16 protein-coding genes and 1 pseudogene are annotated in these 24,752 nt (G+C 43.8%); 12 read left to right on the top strand and 5 right to left on the bottom strand.

Translation table 11 applies throughout. The features are described 5' to 3' along the window. Window positions 1-127 precede the first annotated feature (127 nt). A complete protein-coding gene (locus tag QUA99_RS22865) occupies window positions 128-529 on the top strand; it encodes a hypothetical protein (protein WP_333241199.1) in 402 nt (133 codons plus the stop codon). Window positions 530-639: 110 nt separating this feature from the next. Here the strand turns inward: QUA99_RS22865 and QUA99_RS22860 are convergent, their stop codons facing one another. Next, window positions 640-3,198: a sigma 54-interacting transcriptional regulator gene (locus tag QUA99_RS22860; RefSeq protein WP_333241197.1), complete on the bottom strand. Its 2,559-nt coding sequence runs from the start codon at window positions 3,196-3,198 to the stop codon at window positions 640-642. Between the two features lie 154 nt (window positions 3,199-3,352). Beyond that, window positions 3,353-3,691 carry a hypothetical protein gene (locus QUA99_RS22855; protein ID WP_333241196.1) on the bottom strand — a complete coding sequence of 113 codons (339 nt, stop codon included), beginning with the start codon at window positions 3,689-3,691 and terminating at the stop codon, window positions 3,353-3,355. 93 nt (window positions 3,692-3,784) lie between these two features. Between QUA99_RS22855 and QUA99_RS22850 the strand changes: the two genes are divergently transcribed. Then, complete coding sequence (locus QUA99_RS22850; RefSeq protein ID WP_333241194.1) at window positions 3,785-5,122, top strand: tetratricopeptide repeat protein; 1,338 nt, start codon at window positions 3,785-3,787, stop codon at window positions 5,120-5,122. Window positions 5,123-5,553: 431 nt separating this feature from the next. Here QUA99_RS22850 and QUA99_RS22845 read toward each other — a convergent pair whose 3' ends face one another. Next, window positions 5,554-6,456: an undecaprenyl-diphosphate phosphatase gene (locus QUA99_RS22845; protein WP_333241192.1), complete on the bottom strand. Its 903-nt coding sequence runs from the start codon at window positions 6,454-6,456 to the stop codon at window positions 5,554-5,556. A gap of 322 nt (window positions 6,457-6,778) precedes the next feature. Between QUA99_RS22845 and QUA99_RS22840 the strand changes: the two genes are divergently transcribed. Next, on the top strand, window positions 6,779-7,390 hold the full coding sequence (locus QUA99_RS22840) for a thylakoid membrane photosystem I accumulation factor (protein ID WP_333241191.1): 612 nt from the start codon (window positions 6,779-6,781) through the stop codon (window positions 7,388-7,390). A 244-nt stretch (window positions 7,391-7,634) separates the two neighbouring features. After that, complete coding sequence (locus QUA99_RS22835) at window positions 7,635-8,696, top strand: mannose-1-phosphate guanylyltransferase (RefSeq protein ID WP_333241189.1); 1,062 nt, start codon at window positions 7,635-7,637, stop codon at window positions 8,694-8,696. A 43-nt stretch (window positions 8,697-8,739) separates the two neighbouring features. On the opposite strand, the gene QUA99_RS22830 is transcribed toward QUA99_RS22835, so the two are convergent. Beyond that, window positions 8,740-9,495: a hypothetical protein gene (locus QUA99_RS22830; RefSeq protein ID WP_333241188.1), complete on the bottom strand. Its 756-nt coding sequence runs from the start codon at window positions 9,493-9,495 to the stop codon at window positions 8,740-8,742. Window positions 9,496-10,091: 596 nt separating this feature from the next. Here QUA99_RS22830 and QUA99_RS22825 point away from each other — a divergent pair. The 4 genes and pseudogenes from QUA99_RS22825 to QUA99_RS22810 all read left to right on the top strand — a co-directional run bounded on the left by QUA99_RS22825 (window position 10,092) and on the right by QUA99_RS22810 (window position 14,450). Continuing rightward, window positions 10,092-11,353: pseudogene (locus QUA99_RS22825) on the top strand (ISAs1 family transposase). A gap of 778 nt (window positions 11,354-12,131) precedes the next feature. Continuing rightward, the gene (locus QUA99_RS22820; protein ID WP_333241187.1) at window positions 12,132-12,836 is read left to right on the top strand and encodes a DUF1003 domain-containing protein; all 705 of its coding nucleotides are present in this window, start codon (window positions 12,132-12,134) and stop codon (window positions 12,834-12,836) included. A 142-nt stretch (window positions 12,837-12,978) separates the two neighbouring features. Further along, the gene (locus tag QUA99_RS22815; RefSeq protein ID WP_333241186.1) at window positions 12,979-13,704 is read left to right on the top strand and encodes a cadmium resistance transporter; all 726 of its coding nucleotides are present in this window, start codon (window positions 12,979-12,981) and stop codon (window positions 13,702-13,704) included. Between the two features lie 119 nt (window positions 13,705-13,823). Then, window positions 13,824-14,450: a hypothetical protein gene (locus QUA99_RS22810; RefSeq protein WP_333241185.1), complete on the top strand. Its 627-nt coding sequence runs from the start codon at window positions 13,824-13,826 to the stop codon at window positions 14,448-14,450. A gap of 1,697 nt (window positions 14,451-16,147) precedes the next feature. Here QUA99_RS22810 and QUA99_RS22805 read toward each other — a convergent pair. Continuing rightward, window positions 16,148-17,002, bottom strand: a complete 855-nt coding sequence (locus QUA99_RS22805) for a DUF1206 domain-containing protein (RefSeq protein ID WP_333241184.1) — start codon at window positions 17,000-17,002, stop codon at window positions 16,148-16,150. Between the two features lie 936 nt (window positions 17,003-17,938). On the opposite strand from QUA99_RS22805, the gene QUA99_RS22800 reads away from it, so the two are divergent. The 4 genes from QUA99_RS22800 to QUA99_RS22785 all read left to right on the top strand — a co-directional run bounded on the left by QUA99_RS22800 (window position 17,939) and on the right by QUA99_RS22785 (window position 24,661). Continuing rightward, the gene (locus QUA99_RS22800; RefSeq protein WP_333241183.1) at window positions 17,939-18,514 is read left to right on the top strand and encodes a DUF3611 family protein; all 576 of its coding nucleotides are present in this window, start codon (window positions 17,939-17,941) and stop codon (window positions 18,512-18,514) included. A 431-nt stretch (window positions 18,515-18,945) separates the two neighbouring features. Further along, on the top strand, window positions 18,946-19,164 hold the full coding sequence (locus QUA99_RS22795; protein WP_333241182.1) for a hypothetical protein: 219 nt from the start codon (window positions 18,946-18,948) through the stop codon (window positions 19,162-19,164). A gap of 430 nt (window positions 19,165-19,594) precedes the next feature. Next, window positions 19,595-21,247, top strand: coding sequence for an AarF/ABC1/UbiB kinase family protein (locus QUA99_RS22790; protein ID WP_333241181.1), 1,653 nt, complete (start codon window positions 19,595-19,597; stop codon window positions 21,245-21,247). 105 nt (window positions 21,248-21,352) lie between these two features. Next, window positions 21,353-24,661, top strand: coding sequence for a helicase-related protein (locus tag QUA99_RS22785; protein WP_333241180.1), 3,309 nt, complete (start codon window positions 21,353-21,355; stop codon window positions 24,659-24,661). The last annotated feature ends 91 nt before the right edge of the window (window positions 24,662-24,752 follow it).

Raw genomic sequence — 24,752 nt, 5'->3', positions numbered from 1 at the left:
GGTTATTAAATGGGAGCGAAAAATCAAAAATAAAGGCAATGCTATTTTATCCGGTTTAGCTGCGTAGCAGCTTATCAGCAAATTTTGGTTTGCAGAACTGGTCGCTTGTCCGGAAACGGCATGGGGATTGTGTCATTTTCAGTTTGTCACGGCAGATGGGAAAACTTTAACCATTACAACCACTAATAATAGCGCCGGAAAACAACCCTCGATCGTCTCTTGGGAGGTAAAACCGGCAAAAATTAAACTCTCTCAACCCATACCAATGTTGCGTCAGGATAGCCCCTATGCCGAGGCGAGACAAGCTTTAATAAATGCCGGGTGGCAACCAGTTTCCGACTCTTATTTCTCGCCCTCCGATCGCGATCGTGCCGAGCGATCTGGGTATCCAGAATTGCAAGCTTGTAGCGGTACGGGTTTGGGATTTTGTAGCTTTATTTTTAGCGCAGCCGACGGTCAAAAACTCCGAGTTATAACGGCTGGAAGAAATTCGACACTTTATAGGTGGTCGATCGAAGAAGGAAGATAATGGAAGAAGATGGCGTGCCAGATGCTACCAATTGGATTTTACGATCTGTACAAAGTTGATAGTTGATAGTTAATGTTTAATCGCCTTCGGGGAACAGGTAAATGTCCCTTTTAGCTACCCACGATCGCATACCACAAACTCACCATCAGGCACAAACTCGCTAAATGCTGTGGAATCAAAGATTTAATCGAGCGCTTGGCAATTTTTTGAGTCACAAATATTGTGACTAATAATGATACAATCAAAGTTAAACCTTGCAAGAAGCTAATCACCGCTGGATCGCCGATAAAACTGGGTAAATCGTCTCTAATTTGTCCGAAAGTGGCAAAAGTTACAGGAATCACTCGCCCGCCTTCCTGCAAACCCAATCGCCAATAGTGAGCCAAATTACCGCCCCAGACTAAGGGTAAATAACCGTAGGCGAGAGAGACAAATGAGAGGGGTTTGTAGGTTGTAAATGGCATGGTTTCTGCTTGTCCCAATCGATAAATTGCCTGTATGATTGCGTAGGCAATTAGGGGAATCATTGGGGGGATAATTAACACTGCGATCGACAGTCCTAAATGAGGTAAAAATTCCTCTAAATTAATGCCCAGCCCCAACAAACTATTTATCTCCGGCAAGCGATGCAGATAAATACCGCCCAACAATAGAAATAACAGCGCGATTTCATAACTGTGAGGAACGTGGGTAGTCCATAATTCGATGCCGGGAGGGCGCAGATTTAATTCTACCGATCTATGCGGACAAGCTTTCAAGCAAGTCATGCACAACACGCAATCTTTATTATCGGTTAATTGGGCGGGATGGGAATAAATCGGACAGCCATTAGTAGTTAATCCTTCCCCCAAGCCGGGGCCGCCTTTGTAACATTGGTAGGTGCTGCATTCCGCCCCGCAGGTTCCTTGTTGGGCGCGAAGTTCGATAATTGAGAGTTTAGCAAATAATCCATTCATTCCCCCGATCGGGCATAAATAACGACACCAAAATCGCCGCTCGAAGATGAGGGAAAAAATTACCGCGCCAGCCGTAATTAGCAATAACAAACAACTGGATAAATAGGCGGTATTTTCTAAATCCCACAATTCTTCCCACAGAAATATCAGAGTAAATAGTCCGAAGAGAAACCAGCCGCCCCATTTTTCTGCTTGTTGGCGCGGCCATTTATTGAGAGTGCGAGGGAAAATTTTCAGCGATAATTTTTGGACTATTTCCCCATAAATCATAAAAGGGCAAAAAGCACACCACAATCGCCCGATGATGGGGAATAATAATAAAATTAACGGCCACCACCACGCCCAAAAGATATTTAGGGCAAAATTATGTTGTCGATCTTGGGGAGCAACAAACAGGATAATTACCACCAATGCAAACACCCAGGTGGTAAACCAATAATTCACGCGATCGGGATACCAATCGCTCCGTAAAAATTGCCGGAATTTGGGATATATCTTCAATAAATTAAGCCGAAATTTTTGTTGCTTCGCCGCCTGCGCCCAAAATACTTCTTCGGTTAATACCTGACTCCCCTGGGCTTGAACTAAAGCGCGATCGACCATTCCCTGCAATTCCTGCAAATTACCTGGAAAATCGTAGGCTTGTAAGCGGCGAATTGCTTCCGGTGTAACTTGGGGCTTGACTAATTTCTTTTTGCGACCAATGATATTGAGATAATAGTTGACTTGTGCCTCTAAATCTGCTTTTCGCACCCGCAAGGATGGGACTTTAATCTTGTGTTGTGTCAGCTTATCTAGCTTGGGCTGCACAATTTCTGAGATTAAAATTATCCGAGCATTACTAGAACGCGGTGGCCGCGGTATTTGTCCTTCCTTGACAACTGGCGTATAGGTTCCCTCGGTTAATAATTGCTGAATTTGGGGGCATAATTCAGCGGGTAATTCTTGCACGTCATTTAAAATTAACGTTCCATCTCCCAACCATTCCAACAGCCCCGGTTTGCCGCCCAACCGCCCGAATAATTCCGCTCCATTAGCCTGAAGTAAAGCACTTTTAATCTGAATAATTGGCTCGTTGCGGCGATGGGAACCGAAATGAATTAAAGCAGCTAAATTATCCTTTTCTAAACCAGGTTCGCCAGAGATTAATACCGATCGGCTGTCACTCGATGCCGTGCGAATTTGTTGGCGCAATTTCACTGCATAACGACTATTGCCAATGACTCCCCGTCTCGCCCTAGGTACTAGATAGCTGCGGAGGGCATTTTGCCGCTCGCGTTCGTAGGCAATTTCTGCTTCTAACTGTTCTAATTTCGCTGCCAAGCGTTGAGCGTAGGCTTCGGTAATGCGTGGATATCTTTCTAGCAAATTGCGCCAGCGATCGGCACTAATTACCCAAAATTGACACTCTGTCCGAGTTATAATTCGACTATCGGCAGGTTGCGATCGCTGGAGGGCAGATAAATTGACGATCGCCCCCGGCAACAAACTACTCGCCCACATTAATCCCGGTTGTTTGCGGCGATAGCGATCGGCTTGTCCTCGTTCTAGGATATAGAGATGCGTGACGGGCGTATCTTCGATTACCACTCGAAATCCAGGGGGAAAAGTTGTCATCTCCATTTCACCCGCGATCGCCTGTAAAATCTCGCGAGATAATATGCCTAATTCGGTACTCTTTTCGAGCCAGTTAACTAATGTTTCGGTAGACATCGCTTAGCGTCGGCGAAAGCCGAATCGTGGTGGTTGGTGTAGGATATATATTTTTGTGCTATATCAATATCAACTGCTGGGAACGACTAGCATTTTGAGTTTGAGCGTGGTGTTAATTTTCTGTCTTCAGCATACCCGATCGACACTCCCCGCTCTAATATATTTTTTCTGCACGTCCTCCTGCAATCTGCACATTAAAAGTGATTCCGGATCGCCGAGGCTGCCATCCGAGTTGCACCGCTTGCCGTATCCATTGTGCTGTATCAGAGGGTGTTACTGGTTTCACTTCGTTAGTTGGAGTCAAACCTTTAGGATGAGGTCGATCGGTGAGGATAACTAACACCGAACCCTGTTTTTCAGCGTGTTCGACACCAACATGAATATTTCCGCCAGCGTAGTCTGCTTGCGTATTAGTAGCTTGTCTTCGGATGAGCCAGATGAAAGGCTCCCCATCAACAATTATTTTTCTTGTTCCTTTTTTTGGTATTGACATAGTTTGCTAAAGTCGATCGCCTTTACAATCAGGATCGGTTCTGGGTTGTGAATTTAGCTTGGCTGTGAGAGGATGTATCAAAAATATGTATTTATGAAACTCAAAATTTTGACGGGACTCCTGACAGGGTTAGTTGTTTCTGCCAGCACAACAGCGCTTTTTTGTCAACCCAGCCGTGCGGGAAATCATAGCTTTTTGTGCAACGGTACTCTCAAATATATTAGCACTGGGATTCTGAACGGAGAACCAGTTTTCAATCAGGGGATTCCGATTAATACCAGTTTGAGATTATTAGCATCAGCTCAAGTGGATGTAGGGGTAAAGATTCCCAGTGCGTCTGCGGCGGCTGCGCCCAAAGCTGAGGATTTCTTTATTCAGGGTGAGGAAAAATATGAAAAAGGAGATTATCAAGGCGCTATAGCCGCTTACACTCAAGCCATCGTGCTTAATCCTAATTATGCAGAAGCCTACAACAGCCGGGGAAATGCCCGCTATATTTTAGGAGACAATAAGAGTGCTGTAACCGATTTCAACGAAGCTTTGCGAATTAATCCTAACTATGTAGAAGCCTACATCAGCCGGGGCAATGCCCGCGATGACTCAGGAGACAGCCAAGGTGCACTCGCCGATTACAACGCAGCTTTACGAATTAATCCCGACGATTCCTCAGCCTACTACAACCGGGGAGTTACCCGCTATCGTTTGGGAGACAACAAGGGTGCTGTAGCCGATTACACCGAAGCTTTGCGAATTAATCCTAACTATGCCTCAGCCTACAACAACCGGGGAATGGTGCGCTCTCAATTAGGAGACAGCCAGGGTGCACTCGCGGATTTCAACGAAGCTTTGCGAATTAATCCTAACTTATCCCAAGCCTACGGCAACCGGGGACTTGTCCGCTATAGTTTAGGAGACAAGGAAGGTGCGATCGCGGATTTCAACCAAGTTTTACAAATTAATCCTAACGATGCTCTTGCTTATTACCACCGGGGGAATATCCGTTATGTTTCAGGAGACAACCAGGGTGCTGTAGCCGATTTTAACGAAGCTGTGCGAATCAATCCTAAATATGCCCAAGCGTACATCAACCGGGGGAATGCCCGCGATGATTTAGGAGACAGCCAGGGTGCTGTAGCCGATTACGATCGAGCTTTGCAAATTAATCCTAACTTTGCCGGTGCCTACTTAAACCGGGGCGTTACGCGCTTTCGTTTAGGAGACACGCAAAGTGCTTTAGCCGATTACAACGCAGCTTTGCGAATCGATCCTAACTTAGCCGGTGCCTACTTGAGCCGGGGACTTGCCCGGGCTAAAGAGGGAGACAAACCCGGGGCGATTCAAGACTTTCAGAAAGCAGCAGATTTATTTCAGCAGCAAGGTGATAAGAATAACTATGAAAAAGCCATGAACAATCTGAGGAAACTTCAATAAACTGCAAAAACTCCCCAAAGGTCGATCGCACTACTAATCGCTAAAAAATAGCATACCCAGAGTCCCGGCTTCTTTAAGGATTCGAGGATCTAATTAAACATTATCAGCATCAGATAGTTGAATTTTTTTAAATTTTTCGTTACTCTAGCCCGTCTGAATGACTTGTGTAAATAAAAGACAACTGGTAAGCTCAAATTCAAGAAAAAAAGGGGTGAGACAAATCGTTCGCCTTCCTCCTTAACGGCACGCGCGCGCATTTTCTCTAAATCGTCCGATCTAAATTTATTTTAAACTGCATGAATAGATTTTCTGGCTGTTGAGGTTTCCGACTTTCTTTCATTCATAATAATTTTGTAATTCGGCGTTCTAGTTCTTAATTCTACCGAGTTCAGAGCGACATAAGTCGCTCCTACTGCTCTCGGATATACTTTTTAAATATTGTTCACTGCCCCACCTGCGAGCGCGGTTAAAATCGCTACGCCAAATGCCAGCCTGTACCACACAAACACCCACGTATTTTGAGTTTGCAGGAACTTCATCAGCCACGCGATCGACAAATAAGAAAACACAAATGCCGAAATCGTTCCAACTATCAAAGCTGCAACTCCAGCATCGCCGATTCCTTCTCCTAAAGCACCCTTCAATTCCACTAATCCAGCGATAGTAATTGCCGGGATTCCCAATAAAAAAGAAAACCGCGCGGCGGCGGATCTTTCCAATCCCATAAACAATCCTGCTGTTAGGGTAGAACCCGATCGCGAACACCCCGGAATCAATGCGATTGCTTGAGCTAATCCCATCAAAATACCGTCTTGAACAGTTAACTTTTCATAAGTGCGATTGCGCTTGCCAATTTTTTCTGCTGTTGCTAACAGCAGCGACATGACGATCGAAGCAATGGCGATGCTGGTCAAACTCCTGAGCGGCGAGCGATCAAAATCTGGAACCAATACCTTGATTAGCAGCCCAAAAAAGACTATAGGTATTGTTCCCAAAACAATTCCCAGCGCTATTTGAAAATCTTGCGATTTGTAGTCGCGGCGCACCACGGCATCTACAGCACCCAAAGTTATAGTTGTCAAGTCTTTCCAGAAATACCAAAGCACTGCCACAATACTGCCTAACTGAATTACAGCAGTATAAGCAACCCCCGGATCGCCCCATCCCAGGGCGATGGGCACTACCTTCAAATGAGCGGTGCTGCTGATGGGCAAAAACTCTGTTAATCCTTGTACAATTCCTAAAACAAGGGCCTGCGCCAGATTGATTTGAGCGGGCCCGGAAACATCAGCAGGGGGCGTTTGGGCGAGGAGTGCGTCAAGCAAAGCTATCATTAGTTGTAAATTCCCAGTTGTCAGTTTCTAGTAATCAGTTGAATTTAATATCTTGCACCCTTCTGGGAAGCTAGAAGCCCACCCCACCACAAATAAATTTTATTGTGGCGCGGACAGTTCCAGTCCGCCCCTGAAAAGCCGATCGCAAATAGCGATCTTCGGCCTGTAGAATCGCCTTGTCGATCGCCACTATCAGCAATTTACGATCGTCGAGCCGAAACTACTTTAACCTACTCAACAACATTTGCCTACATTTTGCTGATAAACTTAGGAAAGTTTTTGCATCTGATTTCGCTTTTGTTACAGCAACTGCCCACAACCTATGATATTTCCTGAGAACAAAAATTCAATTGTTACTGCTGCTTCTGGCATCCGCTGGCTGAGGCGAATCTTGTCAGCCAGTCTTTTAACAGTGGCGATCGCACTTAGCTTAATACTGCTAAGCGGCACTGCGCCAGCCTTGGCAACTCTCACCGACGATCGCTTTGACGGTACAATATTTGCCCTCTACGCCGGCAACGGTTCCCTAGTTCCTCCTAAAGTCAAGATTGCAGATTCTTTCAAACGCCATAAACCCGTATTGTTAGTTTTTTACACTGATGACAGCAGCGACTCCAAGCAATACGCGATCGTCGTCTCTCAACTCCAAGAATTTTACGGCCGCGAAGCCGATTTTATGCCGATAACAATTGACTCTTTGCCTCCGCAACCGTCACCAAAAATCACCGAACCAAGCCATTATTACGAAGGTTTCGTACCTCAAACTGTCATCCTCGACCAATCGGGAAAAGTAGTTTTTAACGAAAAAGGACAAATACCGTTTGAACAGGTAGACGATGCCTTTCGGAAAGTATTTGACTTGCTGCCTAGAGAAAAATCAATCCCCCTCAAACGCCGCGTCGTGAACGAACTTAACGTGGAATTATCGAAGTAATAGGTGATGGCTAATTGCTAGTCGCTATAGCAATTTTCAAAGATGCCTTAACAGAGTTTTTTGTCTTATATTTTGTAAGGTGCGCATTGCGCACCTTACATTTATCGTGACACTAATTGAATTGACAAAGTGACAGCAGAAGATAGAAGGTAGAATTAAAAATTATGCTGCGGATAAGGACAGGGCAATGCCGTATCCTACGGATTAAAGGCAAAATAGATGTGAACAGTTTAAACTTTAAACAATGAGTAGAACCTTAATTCCTGTGATTCTGGCCGGCGGTAAAGGCGAACGTTTCTGGCCGCTGAGTCGCAAGCAGCGGCCCAAGCAGTTTTTGAGTCTCGACGGTAGCGGCAAGAGTTTGCTGCAAGCTACAGCCGATCGACTATTAACATTAGGTAACGGTTGGGACGATTTGTGGGTGGTAACGTCGGAAATGTTGGCGGCGGGAGTCCGCGAACAGTTGCCGCTGCTGCCTCCTGAGAATTTGCTGGCGGAACCGGAGGGCCGGGATACTGCGCCGGCGGTGGCCTGGACGGCTATAGAAACTGCGAAGCGTTACGGTGAGGATGCGGTTGTCGGGTTTTTCCCGGCGGATCACTGGATTGGGGAACCGGAGGAGTTTGTCAAGACTTTGGAGGCGGCGGCCGAGTTGGCGAAAAATCAGGATGCGATCGCCACTTTGGGAGTAAAACCGAGTTATGCTTCCACCGGTTACGGCTACATCGAACAAGGCGAGGAAATCGGCAATTTTGGGGGTTTTCCGGCCTATCGGGTGGCAAGGTTTACGGAAAAGCCCGATCGCACAACTGCTGAAGAATTTGTAGCCAGCGGCAAGTTTAGTTGGAACGGCGGAATTTTTGTCTTTCGAGTCGGAACAGTCTTGACAGAATTGCGAAGTTATGTACCGGAAATGATGGCAGCTTTAGAAGCAAAAGGCGCGCAGGCTTACTCGGAATTACCCAAAATTAGCATCGATTACGCGCTGATGGAGAAGACGCAAAAGGCTTGTGTTCTGCCCGTAGGCTTTAGCTGGGACGATTTGGGAGATTGGAATGCGATCGGTCGTTTGCTGCAAGGAGACAAACCGAATGTGGAGTTAGCAAAACACGTCGGAATTGACACCAAAGGCGGCATTTTCTATGCAGCGGATGAGAAGGAGGTCATTGTCACCATTGGTTTAGAAGATGTGGTAGTTGTCAGAGATGGCAACGTAACTTTGATTGTGAAAAAGGACAGGACGCAGGAGATTAAACAGGTGATTAAAGTGTTGGGAGAAGATGAAAAATTGAAAGATTTGTTGTGATGTAAGTACGGCACAGATTGGGCAGGCGAATACAAAGGATTAATCACTCTTTATCCAGACTTTCGTTTCTTAATCTGTGTCGTAGTTTACTATTATACTTTTGTTGTTCGCACTTCCACTGAAGCCATTTTTGTAGCAGAGTCATAATTAAAGCATCTGCTTCTGATAGTGACATAGGTTCTTTTGGTCGATCGTTCTGATCGACACCGTGCCGTGCATCATCACCAATTGCGCTTTGACTATTAGCAGTATGCTTGAATTGCCTAATCTTATCTTTAGTCCACTGTTCAATCTTTTTTTTACCAGGATCTTTATTGACAATTTCATAAACTTTGTAAAGATTAATCCAGTTATGTTCAAAGTCCGTAATTTGTCTGAAAACATTTTTAACTATCTCGTCTTCTTCTGCCAGCTTCATCCAGGATTCAAACTCTAAATTATGGATTATATCTTGACCGCCTTCTAGTTGGATAGAAAAAGAAGCTGGAGGCAGCATAATTGTGGCTGAACCCGCAACCCGCCTATGAAGCTTACCTTCTTCGTCAACTTCGCAGATGATATCAGGCTTAAGAAGTGGAAAATCTGTAAATTGAATCCTTGCAACAGCACTTATATGTTTAAGACCTTTAGTAGCTTCCCCATATACAGCAGACTCATTCGTTAGTGATTCCCAGCGCGAAGAAGTTAGATAATATTTACTATTCTCTGTGATTAAGCTAAATTCATCTGATGAACGCAGCAAGTTCGACAAATTGTCAAAATCACACTTTTTAACTTCTAGTAAAACTAGCCATTTCATTGAAAAAACCTCCTAATCGTAATTTTTAAGGAAATACAACTTTATAAATGACTCTATTGTGCCAGACTAACTGTAAGGAGTTGGATGGAATGATGTACATCAGTTCGGCTTTCTCCCGATCCAATCCTGTAGATGGTTTCAGCTCTAGCCATTCACGGCAACTGATACCTAGTTGCTGAATAGCTCGCACTTCTATTGTAACTGGTAAGCTTCAAAACTATAAGAAATTTCTATTATTTTTTGATAAACAATTTTATTCTGGGAAATCAGTTTTCTCTTGTCGTTTCTTTTTATTTAGCACTTTATATCAATCTATCCTGCTATTAAAGATGCTCCATATTCTACTGTTGCTATTAGTCCAACTAGCCCTAAAACTAATGCTAATCCCAATCAAAATCGTCGGTATACATACTTCCACTTCCTCAAATGAGGGGCTTCCTGCAAATGGCTGTCTTCTTCTAAAAAAAGATCTCTCAATTACGGGTATTTATTCAGGGTAAGCTCATCAAATTTGGTAACAATTGTACTTGACAGATCAGAAGCGAGTATGGTAAAGCAGTGAAACATATTTTTTTTAATCTCTAGGAAACAGAATTATGTCTCAGGGCTTTAAAATTAAATCTGTTGATGCTAAAAAAAATTATGGCACTGCGAAAAATCCCAAAGCTGTGGTAGAAATTGGACTTATTCAAGAGAGTTTAGTCAAGCACTTTGGAGGACTCAAAGACCCCAGAGTAGAGCGAACTAAGAAACATCAACTCACCGACATCTTAGTAATTGCAATCTTAGCCATAATTGGCGGCGCGAGCGGGATGGGAAGACATCGAGAACTACGGCATCAGTAAACAAACCTGGTTAAAAGATTTTTTGGCATTACCAAACGGTATTCCTTCAGATGATACGTTTCGTCGGGTATTTGAGTGCATAGATCCAGAAGCCTTAAATCAGTGTTTTCTCAATTGGGTAGAAACCTTGGTCACGAAGATGGCAGGAGAGATTATACCTATAGATGGCAAGACAATTAGGGGTTCATACGACCGAAATCAAGGCAAGTCAGCCCTGCATCTAATTAGTGCCTGGTCGAGTACGCAACGTCTGGTGTTAGCACAGATGAAAGTAGAAGATAAATCTAATGAGATTACAGCCATTCCCGCATTACTAGAGTTGCTGGATATCACAGGCTCGATTATCACCATTGATGCTATGGGGACACAAACAGAGATTGCCAATAAGATTATCGAGAAGAAAGGTGATTATGTCCTAGCACTTAAAGCCAATCACCCAACTTTATACAATCAAGTTCAGCAATGGTTTGAAACCGCGCAAGCGCAGAATTTTCATTGCGTTGATGTTAGCTATGCCAAACATATTGAAACAGGACATCACCGCAGGGAAATTCGGGAAGTTTGGACTGTACCAGTTACTGCTATTCCTCAACTTGATCAACCTAAAATCTGGACAGGGTTACAAAGCCTGGTAATGGTTGTCCCTGTACGTCACCTTTGGAACAAAACTACTCGTGAAGTTCAGTTTTATTTAACTTCTTTACATAGTAATGCTCAACTTATTGGTCAAGCTATCCGTAAACATTGGGGGATTGAAAACCAAGCTCATTGGACTTTGGATTGTACTTTTGCGCTCGGATGCTTGCCGGATTCGCTCTTTCCACAGTCCGCGCAATTTTGCTATTCTACGACGTATTGGACTCAATGCTCTCAATCGCGAACAGACTTATAAACGTAGTCTCCGACAAAAAATGAAACGGACATCTATGGACAACGATTATATGATTCAAGTTCTCAGTTCTTGTTTCATAGACTCTACATTAGATTCCTTGGATTCCTTATGTCAACCCTAATTGAGATGCTCTTACCCTGGGTATTTATTTTAACAAACTACTATTTAGTATCCCAGTAATGTTCCCGTTAGCTACAGTGAATAGTATTGTTTGAGACTGGCGATTAAATAAAATCCCAATCAAGTGGGAACAATTGTGATATCCGATTAGGCAGGATGGAGGAGCGATGGCAGAACCGGAGGTACTTTTCTAGTTCCTGAGATGGAACCTTAATCCCCTTTTCATAGAAGTCTCGTTTGCGGCTTCCCGTTAAGTTTTGGGCTGCATCGAGGAATGTCGCGAATCATTGCATCACTTAGCATCTTCTGGCTTTTTTGCGATCTATCTAAAGAGGAGAGACAATCGCCAATGGTGGCATTGCCTCTGGTCTATTGTGCCTGGGACTTTATTTTTTGCCAAGTCCCCAACTGCGTAAACGCGCTTTACGTCCACCTCCCCTGGCAGGCTGACGGGGTTGCTGGAACAAGCGCCGGCTCATACACCGCGCTCAAGGCGCCGCAAGAGGGCATCAAAGGCTTTCTGGTTTAATTCGGTCATCACCCGTAGGAATCGGTCAAGGTGAGCGTGTACGTTCGATGTTGAGCATTCCCCTCACCCTGTCTCGTTCTTGCTATTCTCTCCTATTTCCCAACAAGTCTATAAATTGAAGTGATTGATTTCATAAAAAAGAACATTTGCTCTTATGAGTGGAGCTTGAGTAAAGTAAAGCCATCAAAGAAAAACGCCAGCGAACATTAACCAGTCAGCTTCAACTAGACATTCACCCGTGAGGTTTGCCATGAAATCCACTCAATCCAAAAGCGTTAACGCAAAAATGAAAACCGCCAGCCATCAAATGCCTTTACAGCTTACCCCTCAAAAACCAGAGCAAAAAGCCTTAACTCGCGGACAGCATTTAGCAGATACCCTAGCAGCGAAAGTGGGTTCGTGGCCCTTTTTGATTGGGCAGACAGTAGTCCTCGCCGGGTGGGTGGGCGCGAACCTGACACCGGGCCTTCCTCACTGGGATCAGCAGCCCTTCATCCTGCTCAACTTAGTATTCTCCTTTGCCTCTGCTTACACTGCACCGATTGTGTTAATGAGTCAAAACCGCCAGTCGGATGCCGAACGCGAACAAAATCTCTACAATCATCAAGTTAATCTCAAAGCCGCTCACGATGTGGTACTACTGCACGAAAAGCTCGATCGATTAAGCGACCACATTCCTGACTTAATGGAAAAGCTCAATCAGCAACAGCCATCTGTCAGTCCCATCAAAGTGATGGTGATGCCAGCCCCCGTTAAGGCAATTACCGAAGTTAATGAAGCAGCTAACCCTTCTGCTTCCGATCGGAAGCAGAAGCCAGAGTTTTCCATACTACTTCCCCAAGTATTTAACTCAAAATTTGACTCATCTAAATATGCAGAAGTGATACCAATTTTACTTCCCACTCAAAAGCCCTCAACACATTCGCTATCTGCGTTAACCTATTTCAAGCTGTGACAATCGACGTTACTAATCAGTGAATGAGAGGATCGGTCTAGCCAATCTGTTCACTAACATTTTAACCAAAAAAATACCTCAACATCAATTAATCTCCGGCACTCTTCCAGCGATACTAGCATCAGAATCTAGGCAGTTAGATATGAACCCCTTCATTACCGCTATTTCCACAGGTCTTACAGCTTTCACCGCCACAAATTTAGATGATATTGTCATCTTGCTGCTGTTTTTCTCCCAAGTCAATGCTGTTTTTCGACGGCAACACATTGTTACAGGACAATATCTTGGGTTCGCAGCACTGGTGCTGCTCAGTCTTCCTAGCTTCTTTGGCTGTATGATGGTGCCGCGCCCTTGGGTAGGGATGTTGGGGTTAGTACCAATTGCCATTGGAGTCAGCCGCCTGCTAAATCGAGATACAGAGGCAGATGATGAAAATACAGCTACAGATTCACCTCAATCCACTATCTTTGCTAGTCTTTTATCGCCACAAACTTATAGCGTAGCTGCGGTGACATTTGCTAATGGAGGTGATAATGTGGGCATTTATGTCCCGTTGTTTGCCAACTGCACTTGGGATAGCCTGCTAGTGATTCTGAGCGTCTTTTTCTTGCTAGTGGGTGTCTGGTGTTATGTAGCCTATCAACTAACTCGCACGAGCGCGATCGCGACCCTACTTGTCCGCTACGGTAATTCCCTTGTTCCCTTCGTTCTAATGGGTCTGGGTACGCTGATCCTGCTCGATAGCCATACTCTAGAGAATCGCAGTTTAACGGTAGTTACTGTAGCTATCAGTTGCTTGTGGCTGCTGATATTGCTTAAAGACAGTTACCAATCGTTAGAGACTGCACCTAAAGTCGAAAAATTTTAGGCAAGCTAGGGTTCAAGTTTCCTCGACTTTGCTGAAGGTGGAAAATATTTTATAACTTCAGCAAAGTCGAGGGTTTTTCTAAGAACAAACTCTGATTTCTTACACAAAGGACAACAAAAATGAGCAAGTTTTTCAAAGTAATTCTAGTGGCTTTAGTGCTTTTCGTAAACTTAGCTGTAGCTCAGCCTTCTTGGGCCGGCAAGGATTTCACAAAAGGGGCTGACTATGCGGAAGTCACACAGGAATTGAATCAACTTTTGTCAGCTCAGAGCGATCCTTCGACTGCGGGTTATACGCCTGAACAGTACCAACAGCGATTGGCAGAATTGCAAATGCAGAAGTACGTGATCGAAACTGCTAAAAAGCGGGCTCAGTGTCGTAATGAAACCGGACAAACGCTGGCAGTTTATGCGAATAAGCCGAAAAAATCGCCGACGCAACTTTATTTCCTGGCAGCCGGTGAGATTACAGATGATGATTGGGATTGCGATGGTATTTACTTGCCAGCAGGGGCTCAAGCTACTTTAGGCCCGGCGACTCAGCCACTTTCTTTGGCTGAACCGGTTGCTATTAAGGTTGTAGATGGTACGCAGCTAGTTGCTACAACGAGTGCCGCAACGGGTGGTATTCAATTGAATGTTGCCCCTGCTAAAGTTTTTAAAGCGGGTGAGACAACTTGGGCCCTGCCCTCGTTTTCTCAGGCCCAGATTAATGCACAAGTTCCTACGCCGCAACTAATTGATTAATGCTTCTTTAGGAACGGTTAATAGTTAAGGACTTGGGAAAAAATAAAGTCCCAGGTCTAATAGAGGATAGGCAATCGCCAATGGTTGCATTGCCTATCCTCTAAAGCTCAGAAAAAAGCCAGAAGATGCTCAGTGATGCAATCATTCGCGACATTCCTTGATGCAGCCCAAAACTTAACGGGAAGTCGCAAACGAGACTTGATGGCGAAAGTCGCCCCAGACTACTTGGCAGGGTCAGCCCGTCCAGCCGAACGGTACTTTGCTATATTCAGTTGCCTTACTCGGTCAACTCGGCTGCAAATATGACGTGGAAGGGACTCAAACCAATTGTACATTTGCTAGAAACGACCTATGAAAAGGGGATTAAGGTTCCATCTCAGGAACTAGAACAGTACCTCCGCTTCTGGCCTCGCTCCTCCATCCTGCCTAAATGGGAGATCGCAATTGTTCCCATTTGATTGGGATTTTATTTAATCGCCAGTCCTTTTCTGGTAAAAATACTTTAGGCTGTGTCTCAATAAACTTATTCGACTCTGCGGAATAGACATAAGGCAACATCTTTTCAAAATATTTTATCACTAGGGGATGCAAAAAAAATTTTCCCTTCAGTTCTGTAGACAATCCTGGGCTACTTCGATTTCTTCTAAGTTTAAGTCGCAAAGGATTTCAGCTACATAAGCTAAAAACAAAGAAGAAAGATATTCATCAGCAACCTGTATCAGATTATCAAATGCTGTAAGAGTGTAATCTTTGTAAATCTCTTGACTTTTGTTAAACCCCAAAACAGCCTGGACTGGATTGCAAACGCTCTGCGGTTATCATAATTTTTGATTGTAAAGGCATTTTGTGCAGATTTGAGAGCCGCACGGAAATCAGCATACAAACTCAGGTCTATTTTATGCTCAATTCCCTTCAAGCGTTGTTAAATTTCTTCTAACCGCTGTAGTACGACAATAAATCCTATACATGAGACAGCTAAAGTGAGGATACTGGCAACTGAACCACACAGAGATAGTAGGGTTGATAATTGAGAAAGATTAGAGTTTACTTCACGCAACATAGCAACTATTTCAGGCGGCTGCTTGTGTGCATCCCGAATCACATCGCCAACTCGTACATACTTCCCACTTTCTAAACCTTGATTAGTCCAGTCAGGAATTGTAAATGTTACATCAACTGCACTAATCTTTTTGATTCCTTCCTAAATCTGAATATTTACTTTACTTGTATAATTAAAATTATTGACGTAAAAATTTTAATTATAAAAATATTATGTCTGCTTAAAATGTATATGACTATGAGGAGTAATGCCAAAGCCAACATCCCAAAATTCGTGAAGCGAAGCTATCCCGTAGGGAATCGCACTCTTTCCCCCAAGTTATTCCTCAAGACACTGGTCAGCTTGGTTAACAGCCCTATCCTAGAGTTATATTGTCCTTAAACCCGATCGACCCGGAGGCCTCTTGTTTAGCCTAGTTCAAAACACTTCTGGCAAAGGAGAAATTCTAGAGGTCCTCTTCCGCAACGGTTGGGACTACATGAAACCTGTGCTTGTCGCAGAAAAAACGCGATCGCGGGCGAGGGCCCAACCCCATCACCCTTTTTTGGCACACTATATGTAGTGTGCCGGAGGAAGTCCTGTAATTCAAAAAAATTGTTGTACTCAAAATTCATAACTCTCTGTATAACGGGCCAGCTTATGAGCGCAAAATTTTCCGATAGCGAGCTTCAATTACCGAGTAGATGCCATAGGCAATTAAACCCAAAGGTACTATACCCAAAATCACTGGACTAAAAGGCTGTTGTCCCAGAATTGCCAACACATCGCCCAATCCCTTCGCTTGACTGGCATCTGATAGCCTTGCTGCTTGAATAAAGAAAAGACCGATTATAACGAAAACAATCCCGCGGGCAGCAATTCCAAATCGACCCAACCGTGTCGCCCAAGTTAGCTCGTTTTGGCTCATTTCCTCTAGCTTGAAATGGCGGCGAAATTTTGCTTTATATGCTTGGTAGAAATAAGAAAAACCTACACCAATAACAATTGATCCCACCAATCCTACCAGCCATTGTCCAAATGGTTGCGCTAAAAGTTGGGCTGTCAAATCTTCGGTTGTATCCTTTTTACCACCGCCCGAACCCATTATCAGTTTTACAGCCGTTAAAGCCAAACCTGCGTAAGCTAAAGCACTGAAGGCGTAGCCAATGCGTTGGGCAATACGCTTGGCATCCATTTTTTGTCCTTGGTGTTCTGGGTCGAGAATTGTCTGAACCATACGCCAAAGGAAATAACCAATAATGCCAATCGTTACAAGAAATAGCAGAAATTTACCGAACGGTTGGTTAACAATTGCTGATAATGCACCGCTAGTATCGGTTGTTCTGCCGCCGCCCGTACTAAAGACTGCTTGTGCTGCCAGAAAACCGACAATAAAGTAAACTATGCCTTTGGAAGCATATCCCAATCTTGCCAGTCGCTCAAACCAGGGATGAGAAGCTGTCCGTCGAATTGACTGTTCAATGCTGTCGGTGGGTGAGTTGCGCCGTTTCATTTTTTTTGACAATTTAGTTGTTAACGACTGCTGCCATAAGCAATGGTGCATTCCTTTCCAGTTAACAGAGTTCTTAAACAAATAATCTATGTTATTATTTATTACTTAAAGATTAGCTTGTTTAAAAAAAAAACTTATCTGTCTTGAGCGGGAGTGTCAACGGTTGATTAATTGATAAGTTTCACCTTTTTTGGGCTTGACAAATATAGCTTTATGGGCTAACAGAAGATACCTTCACTGATGCACCCGTCTGCCAGCAATCTAGTATAGCAATCCTAAATCATTTGCATAATTATTGTAGGGGCAATCCCCCCGTGATTGCCCGATAGATAGGGGGTAGGCAAAGAAAGGCACTACCCCTACAAATTTATCTGAATCATTTAGGATTGCTATATATCTTTGATTAAAACTTCTTTAACCCAAATTGAATAACAATTAGAACAAGCATCTATCGCCAACCGTCCGAGCGATCGCACTTAACTCAAAGCAATATCATAAGTTTTTCCTCAATCATCTTCCATCAGGTGGATATTTTTTTATGGCATTAGACAGATGGCAAAGTTTAGCTAGTTAGATTAAATGGAGATACAAGCAACATTTTTAGATGTTGAACAGGGACAATAGACCTTTTACCTACGTCTATTTTTAAGATTCTAAATTGCCACTGTCGCAAGAAGTTGATGGTTCAGAACCTGGAGGATATTAGGAAAATGGAATCAACCACAACGGCAGTGGCTGTGTTGAGTTCAACCTTTTATTTACGGGAAATTGCTCAAATCAGTTCTCAAACATCAGGCATCCTGCCTCTGCTGAACTGAGTTTTCAGGAGAAGTCTAATAGCTAACCACAAGGTGGGCGCTTGCGCCAGGAAGACAAGCAGAATCTCTTTCTTGCCTCGTTTGTTTTGACGATAAATTCAGCAATAAGGTGTATATAATGAATCAAGTGAATCAACCAGAATCCTTGTCGCAAGAGCTGACGAACACCGAATTCGTCGCAACTTTTCGCTTGTTCAGTCGAGTTAGCTTCTGGATACAGTTATTTTTGGGTGCTGTTTCCGGCATTGTTTTAGTATTTGCTATGTTGGGTCGCAACATGAGCGAACAAACCAATAATGCAGGTATTGGTTTCGGGGTATTTTTAGCGATTATTGGTCTTTTATTGCTGTGCTTTAGAATATTTTGGGATTTTCGCTATCGGCTTTTAGGCAGACTTTTGCACGCCGAAAATTCCCAGGTATATCCCAGCAAAGAACATATTACTCACACCTTACGGATTGGATTAATTTCTAGTTTGGTGGGGGTATTAATCGCGTTTGTCGCTTCTGAAGAAACTGTTGCCGTAGTCCTAGCGAAAACTCTCAGTCAACCGCAAGCGATGGCAGCTTATGCGCCAGAAAATGTGATTCGTTCCCTAGATATTTTTGTGACAATGGCAAACGTCAATCTGATTGGGGCTCACTTTTTTGGAGCTGTTACTTCTCTTGGTTTACTCAATTGGGTAGAGGATTAGTTGGCAGCATTAGCGATCGCTAAAGGCAAAGACAGATTTTATGTGGTCAGGATTTACAAGGGCTGACCGATTTAACTAAGGGATGAGAATTAAATAAAATCCACTTTTCATGACTGTTGTGGGATGGGCTCTCGTAGCCCGTCTATCGGGGACGGGCTACGAGAGCCCATCCCACAAGAAAAAAGGGAAATTATTTAATTGACGATCCTAAGGTTTGTGGTTGCACTGTCTTGGCGAAAGAGAGCGAAGACAGCGCGGCTACAAGCTAAGGAATGAGAATTAAATAACTTACAATTTATTGTTCTTGTGGGATGGGCGGGACGCCCATCCCACAAATATGTGTAAATTATTTAATTCGCGATCCTAAATAAGTTGGCTATTTGGAGGAACATCTAATCTGAAATTGGCAGCGACGCTCCAGAAAGTCAGACGTGGATAGCTGGTATGCCACCCAAAAACTAATGGCAATGATTGATAATTTGGAAAAAATTTATTATTACAGCACTTTTCAGGTAAGTGAGGTACATAGCAGAGGTAGGGACAGGGCACTGCCGTGTCCCTACGGTCAGCTATTGAACATTGTCAATGTCGTCGTCAAGCCAGGATTCAAAAAAATTACCTTGCCTGTGCTATTTTACTCGGAAGTTTAATTCATAAAAACAGCGCATTTAATGGGGAAAATTATCTCCCAGTTAAAGAGTAAATTACTGTCAGAATACATTTAAAATGAACTTAAATATCCAGTGAGACGGTGAGCCGTTGTTTAATAGGATATCTGGTAATTTTTTGATGATTAAATTGTTCATTGTACGGACGATCGCGCTTGTCGGAGAGAAAACGCGCTCGCTCTTTTTCGGCACAGAATATGTAGTGTGCGTGCGTAATTCCTGTGTATATTACGATCGGGAGTAATGCCAAAGCCAAAAACCGCCCCCACATCCTAAAATTCGTCAAGCGAAGCTATCCCGTAGGGAATCGCACCCTTTCCCCCAAGTTATTCCTCAAGACACTGGTCAGCTTGGTTAACAGCGCTATCCTAGTAGTTATATAGCCCTTAAACCCGATCGACCCGGAGGCCCCTTGTTCAGCCTAGTTCAAAACACTTCTCGCAAAGGAGAAATTCTAGAGGTCGTCTTCCGCAACGGTTGGGACTACATGAAACGCCTCCTAACCGGCAGCAAAACCGACGCACCCAGTCTCCCAACTCCAGCAGTTCTCCGCAACATCCTCGTCGAGTTAGGCCCAGTATTTGTCAAATTGGGACAATTGCTGAGCACCCGTCCTGACCTTTTACCCGCCACCTACATCGAAACCCTCTCCACGCTGCAAGCGGAAGTGCCGCCCGTACCGTGGTCGCAAGTAGAAGCAATCGTCCGCCAGGAACTCACACAATCTCTCGAAAATACCTTCGCCAAATTTAACACTGAAGCTGTCGCCGCAGGTTCGATCGCCCAAACCCACAAAGCTACTTTAAAAGACGGTCGCGAAGTCGCCCTCAAAGTTCAGCGCCCCGGTATTGAGATTGTCATCGAACAAGACATCGCCGTGCTCCGAGGTTTGGCAGAACTTGTCATGCTCACAGACTTCGGTCAACAATACGATATTGTCGCCTTAGCAGAAGAATTTGCGATCGCCCTGCGTGCAGAACTAGACTTCATTCAAGAAGCCAGCTACACCGACGAACTGCGCCGCAATTTATCTAAAAGCCGCTGGTTTGACCCCACACAAGTTGTCCTACCAGAAATTAACTGGGAGTTGACTACAAAAAAACTCTTAGTAATGGAGTGGCTGAACGGAGTCCCGATTTTGTTAGGCGATTTGCAAGGAATTCGCCACAAAGGAGATGTAAATGCCGAACGCGAAGAAATTACTACGCTGCTTTGCCGCGTTTTCTTCCAGCAGTTGTACATCGACGGATTTTTTCACGCAGACCCGCATCCCGGCAATTTATTTTATCTCAAAGACGGCCGGATAGCTTTGCTGGACTGCGGCATGGTCGGCAGATTAGACCCGCGCACTCAGCAGAATTTGACAGAAATGTTGCTGGCAATTGTCGATTTAGACGCTCAGCGCTGCACTCAATTAACATTGGAAATGGCAGAATTTGCTCAGCCGAAAAGTTTAGCTGTTCTCGAGAACGATTTGGCGAGAATGCTGCGCAAGTATTACAATGTCAGCTTGTCGCAAATGAACTTGTCGGAAATTTTTTATGAGGTGCTGGAAATCACCCGCAAAAATAAAATTAGACTGCCCAGCAATCTCGGTTTGTATGCAAAAACTCTAGCTAATTTGGAAGGACTGGCCCGCTCTTTTAATCCCCGGTTTAATATTGTAGAGCAGGTGAAACCGCTGATGACCGATATGTTTCGGCGTCAGTTATTAGGAGATGACCCGGTGCAAGCTTTATTGAGAACAGCCCTGGATCTCAAAAGCTTATCTTTGCAATCTCCGCGACAAGTGGAAGTGCTTTTAGACCGGGTTACTTCGGAAACTTTGAAGTGGAACTTGACACTAAAAGAACTCGATCCGCTGCGCCGCACTCTGGGGGATTCTGCGAACCGACTTTCTTTTAGTATTGTGGTGGGTTCGCTGATTATAGGGGCGGCAATTATTTCTTCTAACGCACAAACTTCTCAGCTATCTTTTCTGAGCAACGGTTTGTTTGGGGCGGCGAGTTTTTTGGGTTTTTGGTTGATTATTAGCATTCTGCGATCGGGCCGTTTGCGGAGTTGATTGTACAATATCGGTATGTGTTGTGGAACAGGCATCTTGCCTGTTCTTGAGAATGGTGGAAGATGTAGAATATAGCCTAGTGCAACAACCGCATAAAGGTAGGCTATGTCACAGCATGATGCTTCTCTCCCAAAGTCGGCAATTAGAGACAACCGCCACCGCGGCACTGTGGGCGATTTTTTGAAAGCCAAGGTCGAGGAAAACTCAACCTTGTCAATTGTTTCTGCTTACTTTACAATTTATGCTTTTGATGCTTTAAAGGAACAACTTCTAAGTATTAAAAGCTTGAAATTTCTGTTTGGCGAACCGCGCTTCATCAAGTCCCTTGACCCCAGTAAAACTGATAAAAAGGCATTCCAAATTGAGGATGAGGGCTTGCAGCTACAGAATCGGTTGGAGCAAAAGCGGGTTGCGAAAGAATGTGCAGAATGGATTGAAAAAAAAGTACAGATACGGTCGGTAAAGCAATCTAATTTACTGCACGGAAAAATGTATCACATTGCTCATAAGGGAACTGAAAATGCTATTATGGGCAGTTCTAATTTTACCGTGCGGGGACTGGGATTAGGTACGAAATATAACAATATTGAACTCAATCTAGAAGTAGATAGTAAACGCGATACCCGCGACCTTAAAGCCTGGTTTGATGAACTCTGGAATGATGCCGAACTCATCGAAGATGTCAAACAAGACGTGCTGCTGTACCTAGAGCAACTTTACCAGAATAATACTCCTGAGTTTATCTACTACAAAACTCTGTTTCATATCTTCGAGACTTTTCTAGATGACCTAGAAAAAAGCGATATTCTCAGCGAACAGCTACACCTATTTGATACAGAAATCTGGAAAGCTCTATTTGAATTTCAAAAAGACGGAGTTAAGGCAGCCATCAATAAAATTCGACGATATAACGGGTGTATTATTGCTGACAGCGTTGGTTTAGGTAAAACATTTGAAGCTCTAGCGGTTATTAAATATTTTGAACTTCGCAATGAAAAAGTTTTGGTTCTGTGTCCCAAAAAACTCCGCGAGAATTGGACTGTATATCTAGCACAGAACAATAGCGATATCAATCCTTTGGTTAAAGACCGCTTTAGCTATACAGTCCTATCTCACACCGACTTGAGTCGCGATTCTGGTTGGTCTGGCGACATTAATTTAGAAACGATTAATTGGGGTAACTATGACTTGGTAGTTATTGACGAATCTCACAATTTCCGCAACAACATCAAGAGTAAACGGGACGAATATGGCAATCTAATTAGAAAGAGTCGTTACGAAAGGCTCATGGATGATATTATCAAGAGCGGTGTCAAAACTCAGGTGTTACTCTTATCAGCAACTCCGGTTAACAATGATTTAAAGGATTTGCGGAATCAACTTTATTTTATCACAGAAGGTGGGGACGCTGCCTTTAGCGAATCGCTGGGAATTGCCAGTCTGCGGGATACACTAGCTGATGCTCAACGGAAATTTACCAAGTGGGCTAAGAAAAGTCGCGATCGCAAAACTAGCGAATTGCTGGAAGAACTAAGTTCTGCTTTCTTCAAACTGCTTGACGAACTTACTATCGCACGATCGCGCAAGCACATTCAAAAATACTATAAAGATGCGATCGCCCAATTAGGCGGCTTTCCAGAACGGCTCAAACCCATCTCGGTATTTCCTGAGATTGACCTAAAGGGTGAGTTCATGTCCTACGAACAGCTTAACAGCGAAATTTCTAAATATCAACTCTCGCTATTCAACCCTTCAAAATATGTCCTGTTGCCATACCGTTCGGTGTATGAAAATAAAGGAGTGCGAAATTTCAAACAGAGCGATCGCGAACGCTGTTTGATCGGCATGATGAAAGTCAATTTCCTTAAACGCTTAGAAAGCTCCATCCGTTCCTTTGCGCTGACAATGGAGCGCACGATTAACAAAACTGGAGATCTAGAGAAAAAAATTAAAATTTTTCAGTTGCAGCAATCTCGCGACGCTAACCAGACAGTAACTTTCAGCGATTGGATGATTGAAGACTTGGACGATGAAGAGTTGCAAGATGCCATGCAAGTAGGTCAGAAGCTGATATTTAAAATGGCGCACCTCGATGTCGAAACCTGGTTAAAAGACCTGAAAAACGACAAGGAACAGCTTAAAAAAATTTACAATTCTGCCCAAAGCATTTCTGTTGAACGCGATGCCAAGCTGGCTGAGCTAAAAAAACTGCTCGCGGAGAAAGTTAAGCATCCTACAACTAACAAGCATGGCAAACCAAATCGCAAGGTTTTAGTCTTTACTGCCTTTGCAGATACGGCAGTTTATCTCTACGAAGGATTGCGGGAATGGGCAAGAGTAGAATTGAAAATTAACTTAGCTTTGGTGACTGGGGGCTCGGCGGCAAATAAGACTACTTTTGGCAAAAACGAGTTCAATCACATCCTGACAAATTTTTCGCCTTTCGCCAAGAAACGCGCCCAAATTCCATCTATGCAGCAAGACGGCGAGATTGATTTATTAATTGCTACAGATTGTATTTCCGAAGGGCAAAATTTACAAGATTGTGATTATCTGATTAACTACGACATCCACTGGAACCCAGTCAGAATTATCCAGCGGTTCGGTAGGTGCGATCGCATTGGCAGCCCCAACCACACCGTACAATTAATCAATTTTTGGCCGACAGAGGACTTGGATCAATACATCGATCTGAAAAATCGAGTAGAAGCACGGATGGCTTTAGCGGACATGGCGGGTACATTTGAAGATAACCTGCTGGAGGCAAAGGAGATTCAAGAACTGATTGAGAGTGATTTGAAATACCGCGACAAGCAGTTGCTGCGATTGAAAGATGAGGTGCTGGATCTCGAAGATTTCACCGAGACTGTAGCCCTAACGGAATTCACTCTCGATGATTTCCGAATGGAACTAGCCAAATACATTGAGAGCAACCGCAAACTACTCCAAGATGCCCCTTTAGGACTCTATGCAGTAGTTCCAACTAACTCGGAGTACCCGATAATTGCTCCGGGCGTAATTTTTTGCCTCAAACAAAAAGGCGATTGTCTTGATAATAAAACCGTCAACCCGCTGCAACCATACTTTTTAGTTTACGTTCGAGAAAATAACGAAGTGCGATTAACTTTTGCTCAACCCAAACAAATACTTGAAATATACCAGTTGCTGTGTGCGGGGCGTACTGTTCCCTATGAAGAGTTGTGCAACTTGTTCGATAGACAAACTAATAATGGATTTGATATGAGTTTGTATAACGATTTGCTTAAGCGCGCGGTTGATTCAATTGCAGGTATTTACAACAAGCGGCTCATCGGAAATCTGCTGTCTAGCCGCAGTGCGGTGTTGGTTGAACAAGCGCATCAGGTTAAAGCAACAACGGATTTTGAACTGATTACCTGGCTGGTGATTAAATGAGTGTCAGCGAACAACAAGCCAAAGCATCTATCAATCAAGCTTTAAGTAGTTTTGCCAAGGGAAAAATTGCCGATAATGCCCGGAATTTGTT

This window comes from Microcoleus sp. F10-B2, assembly GCF_036704965.1.
Classification (GTDB): domain Bacteria; phylum Cyanobacteriota; class Cyanobacteriia; order Cyanobacteriales; family Microcoleaceae; genus Microcoleus.
This window is presented reverse-complemented; position numbering and strand designations above follow the sequence as displayed.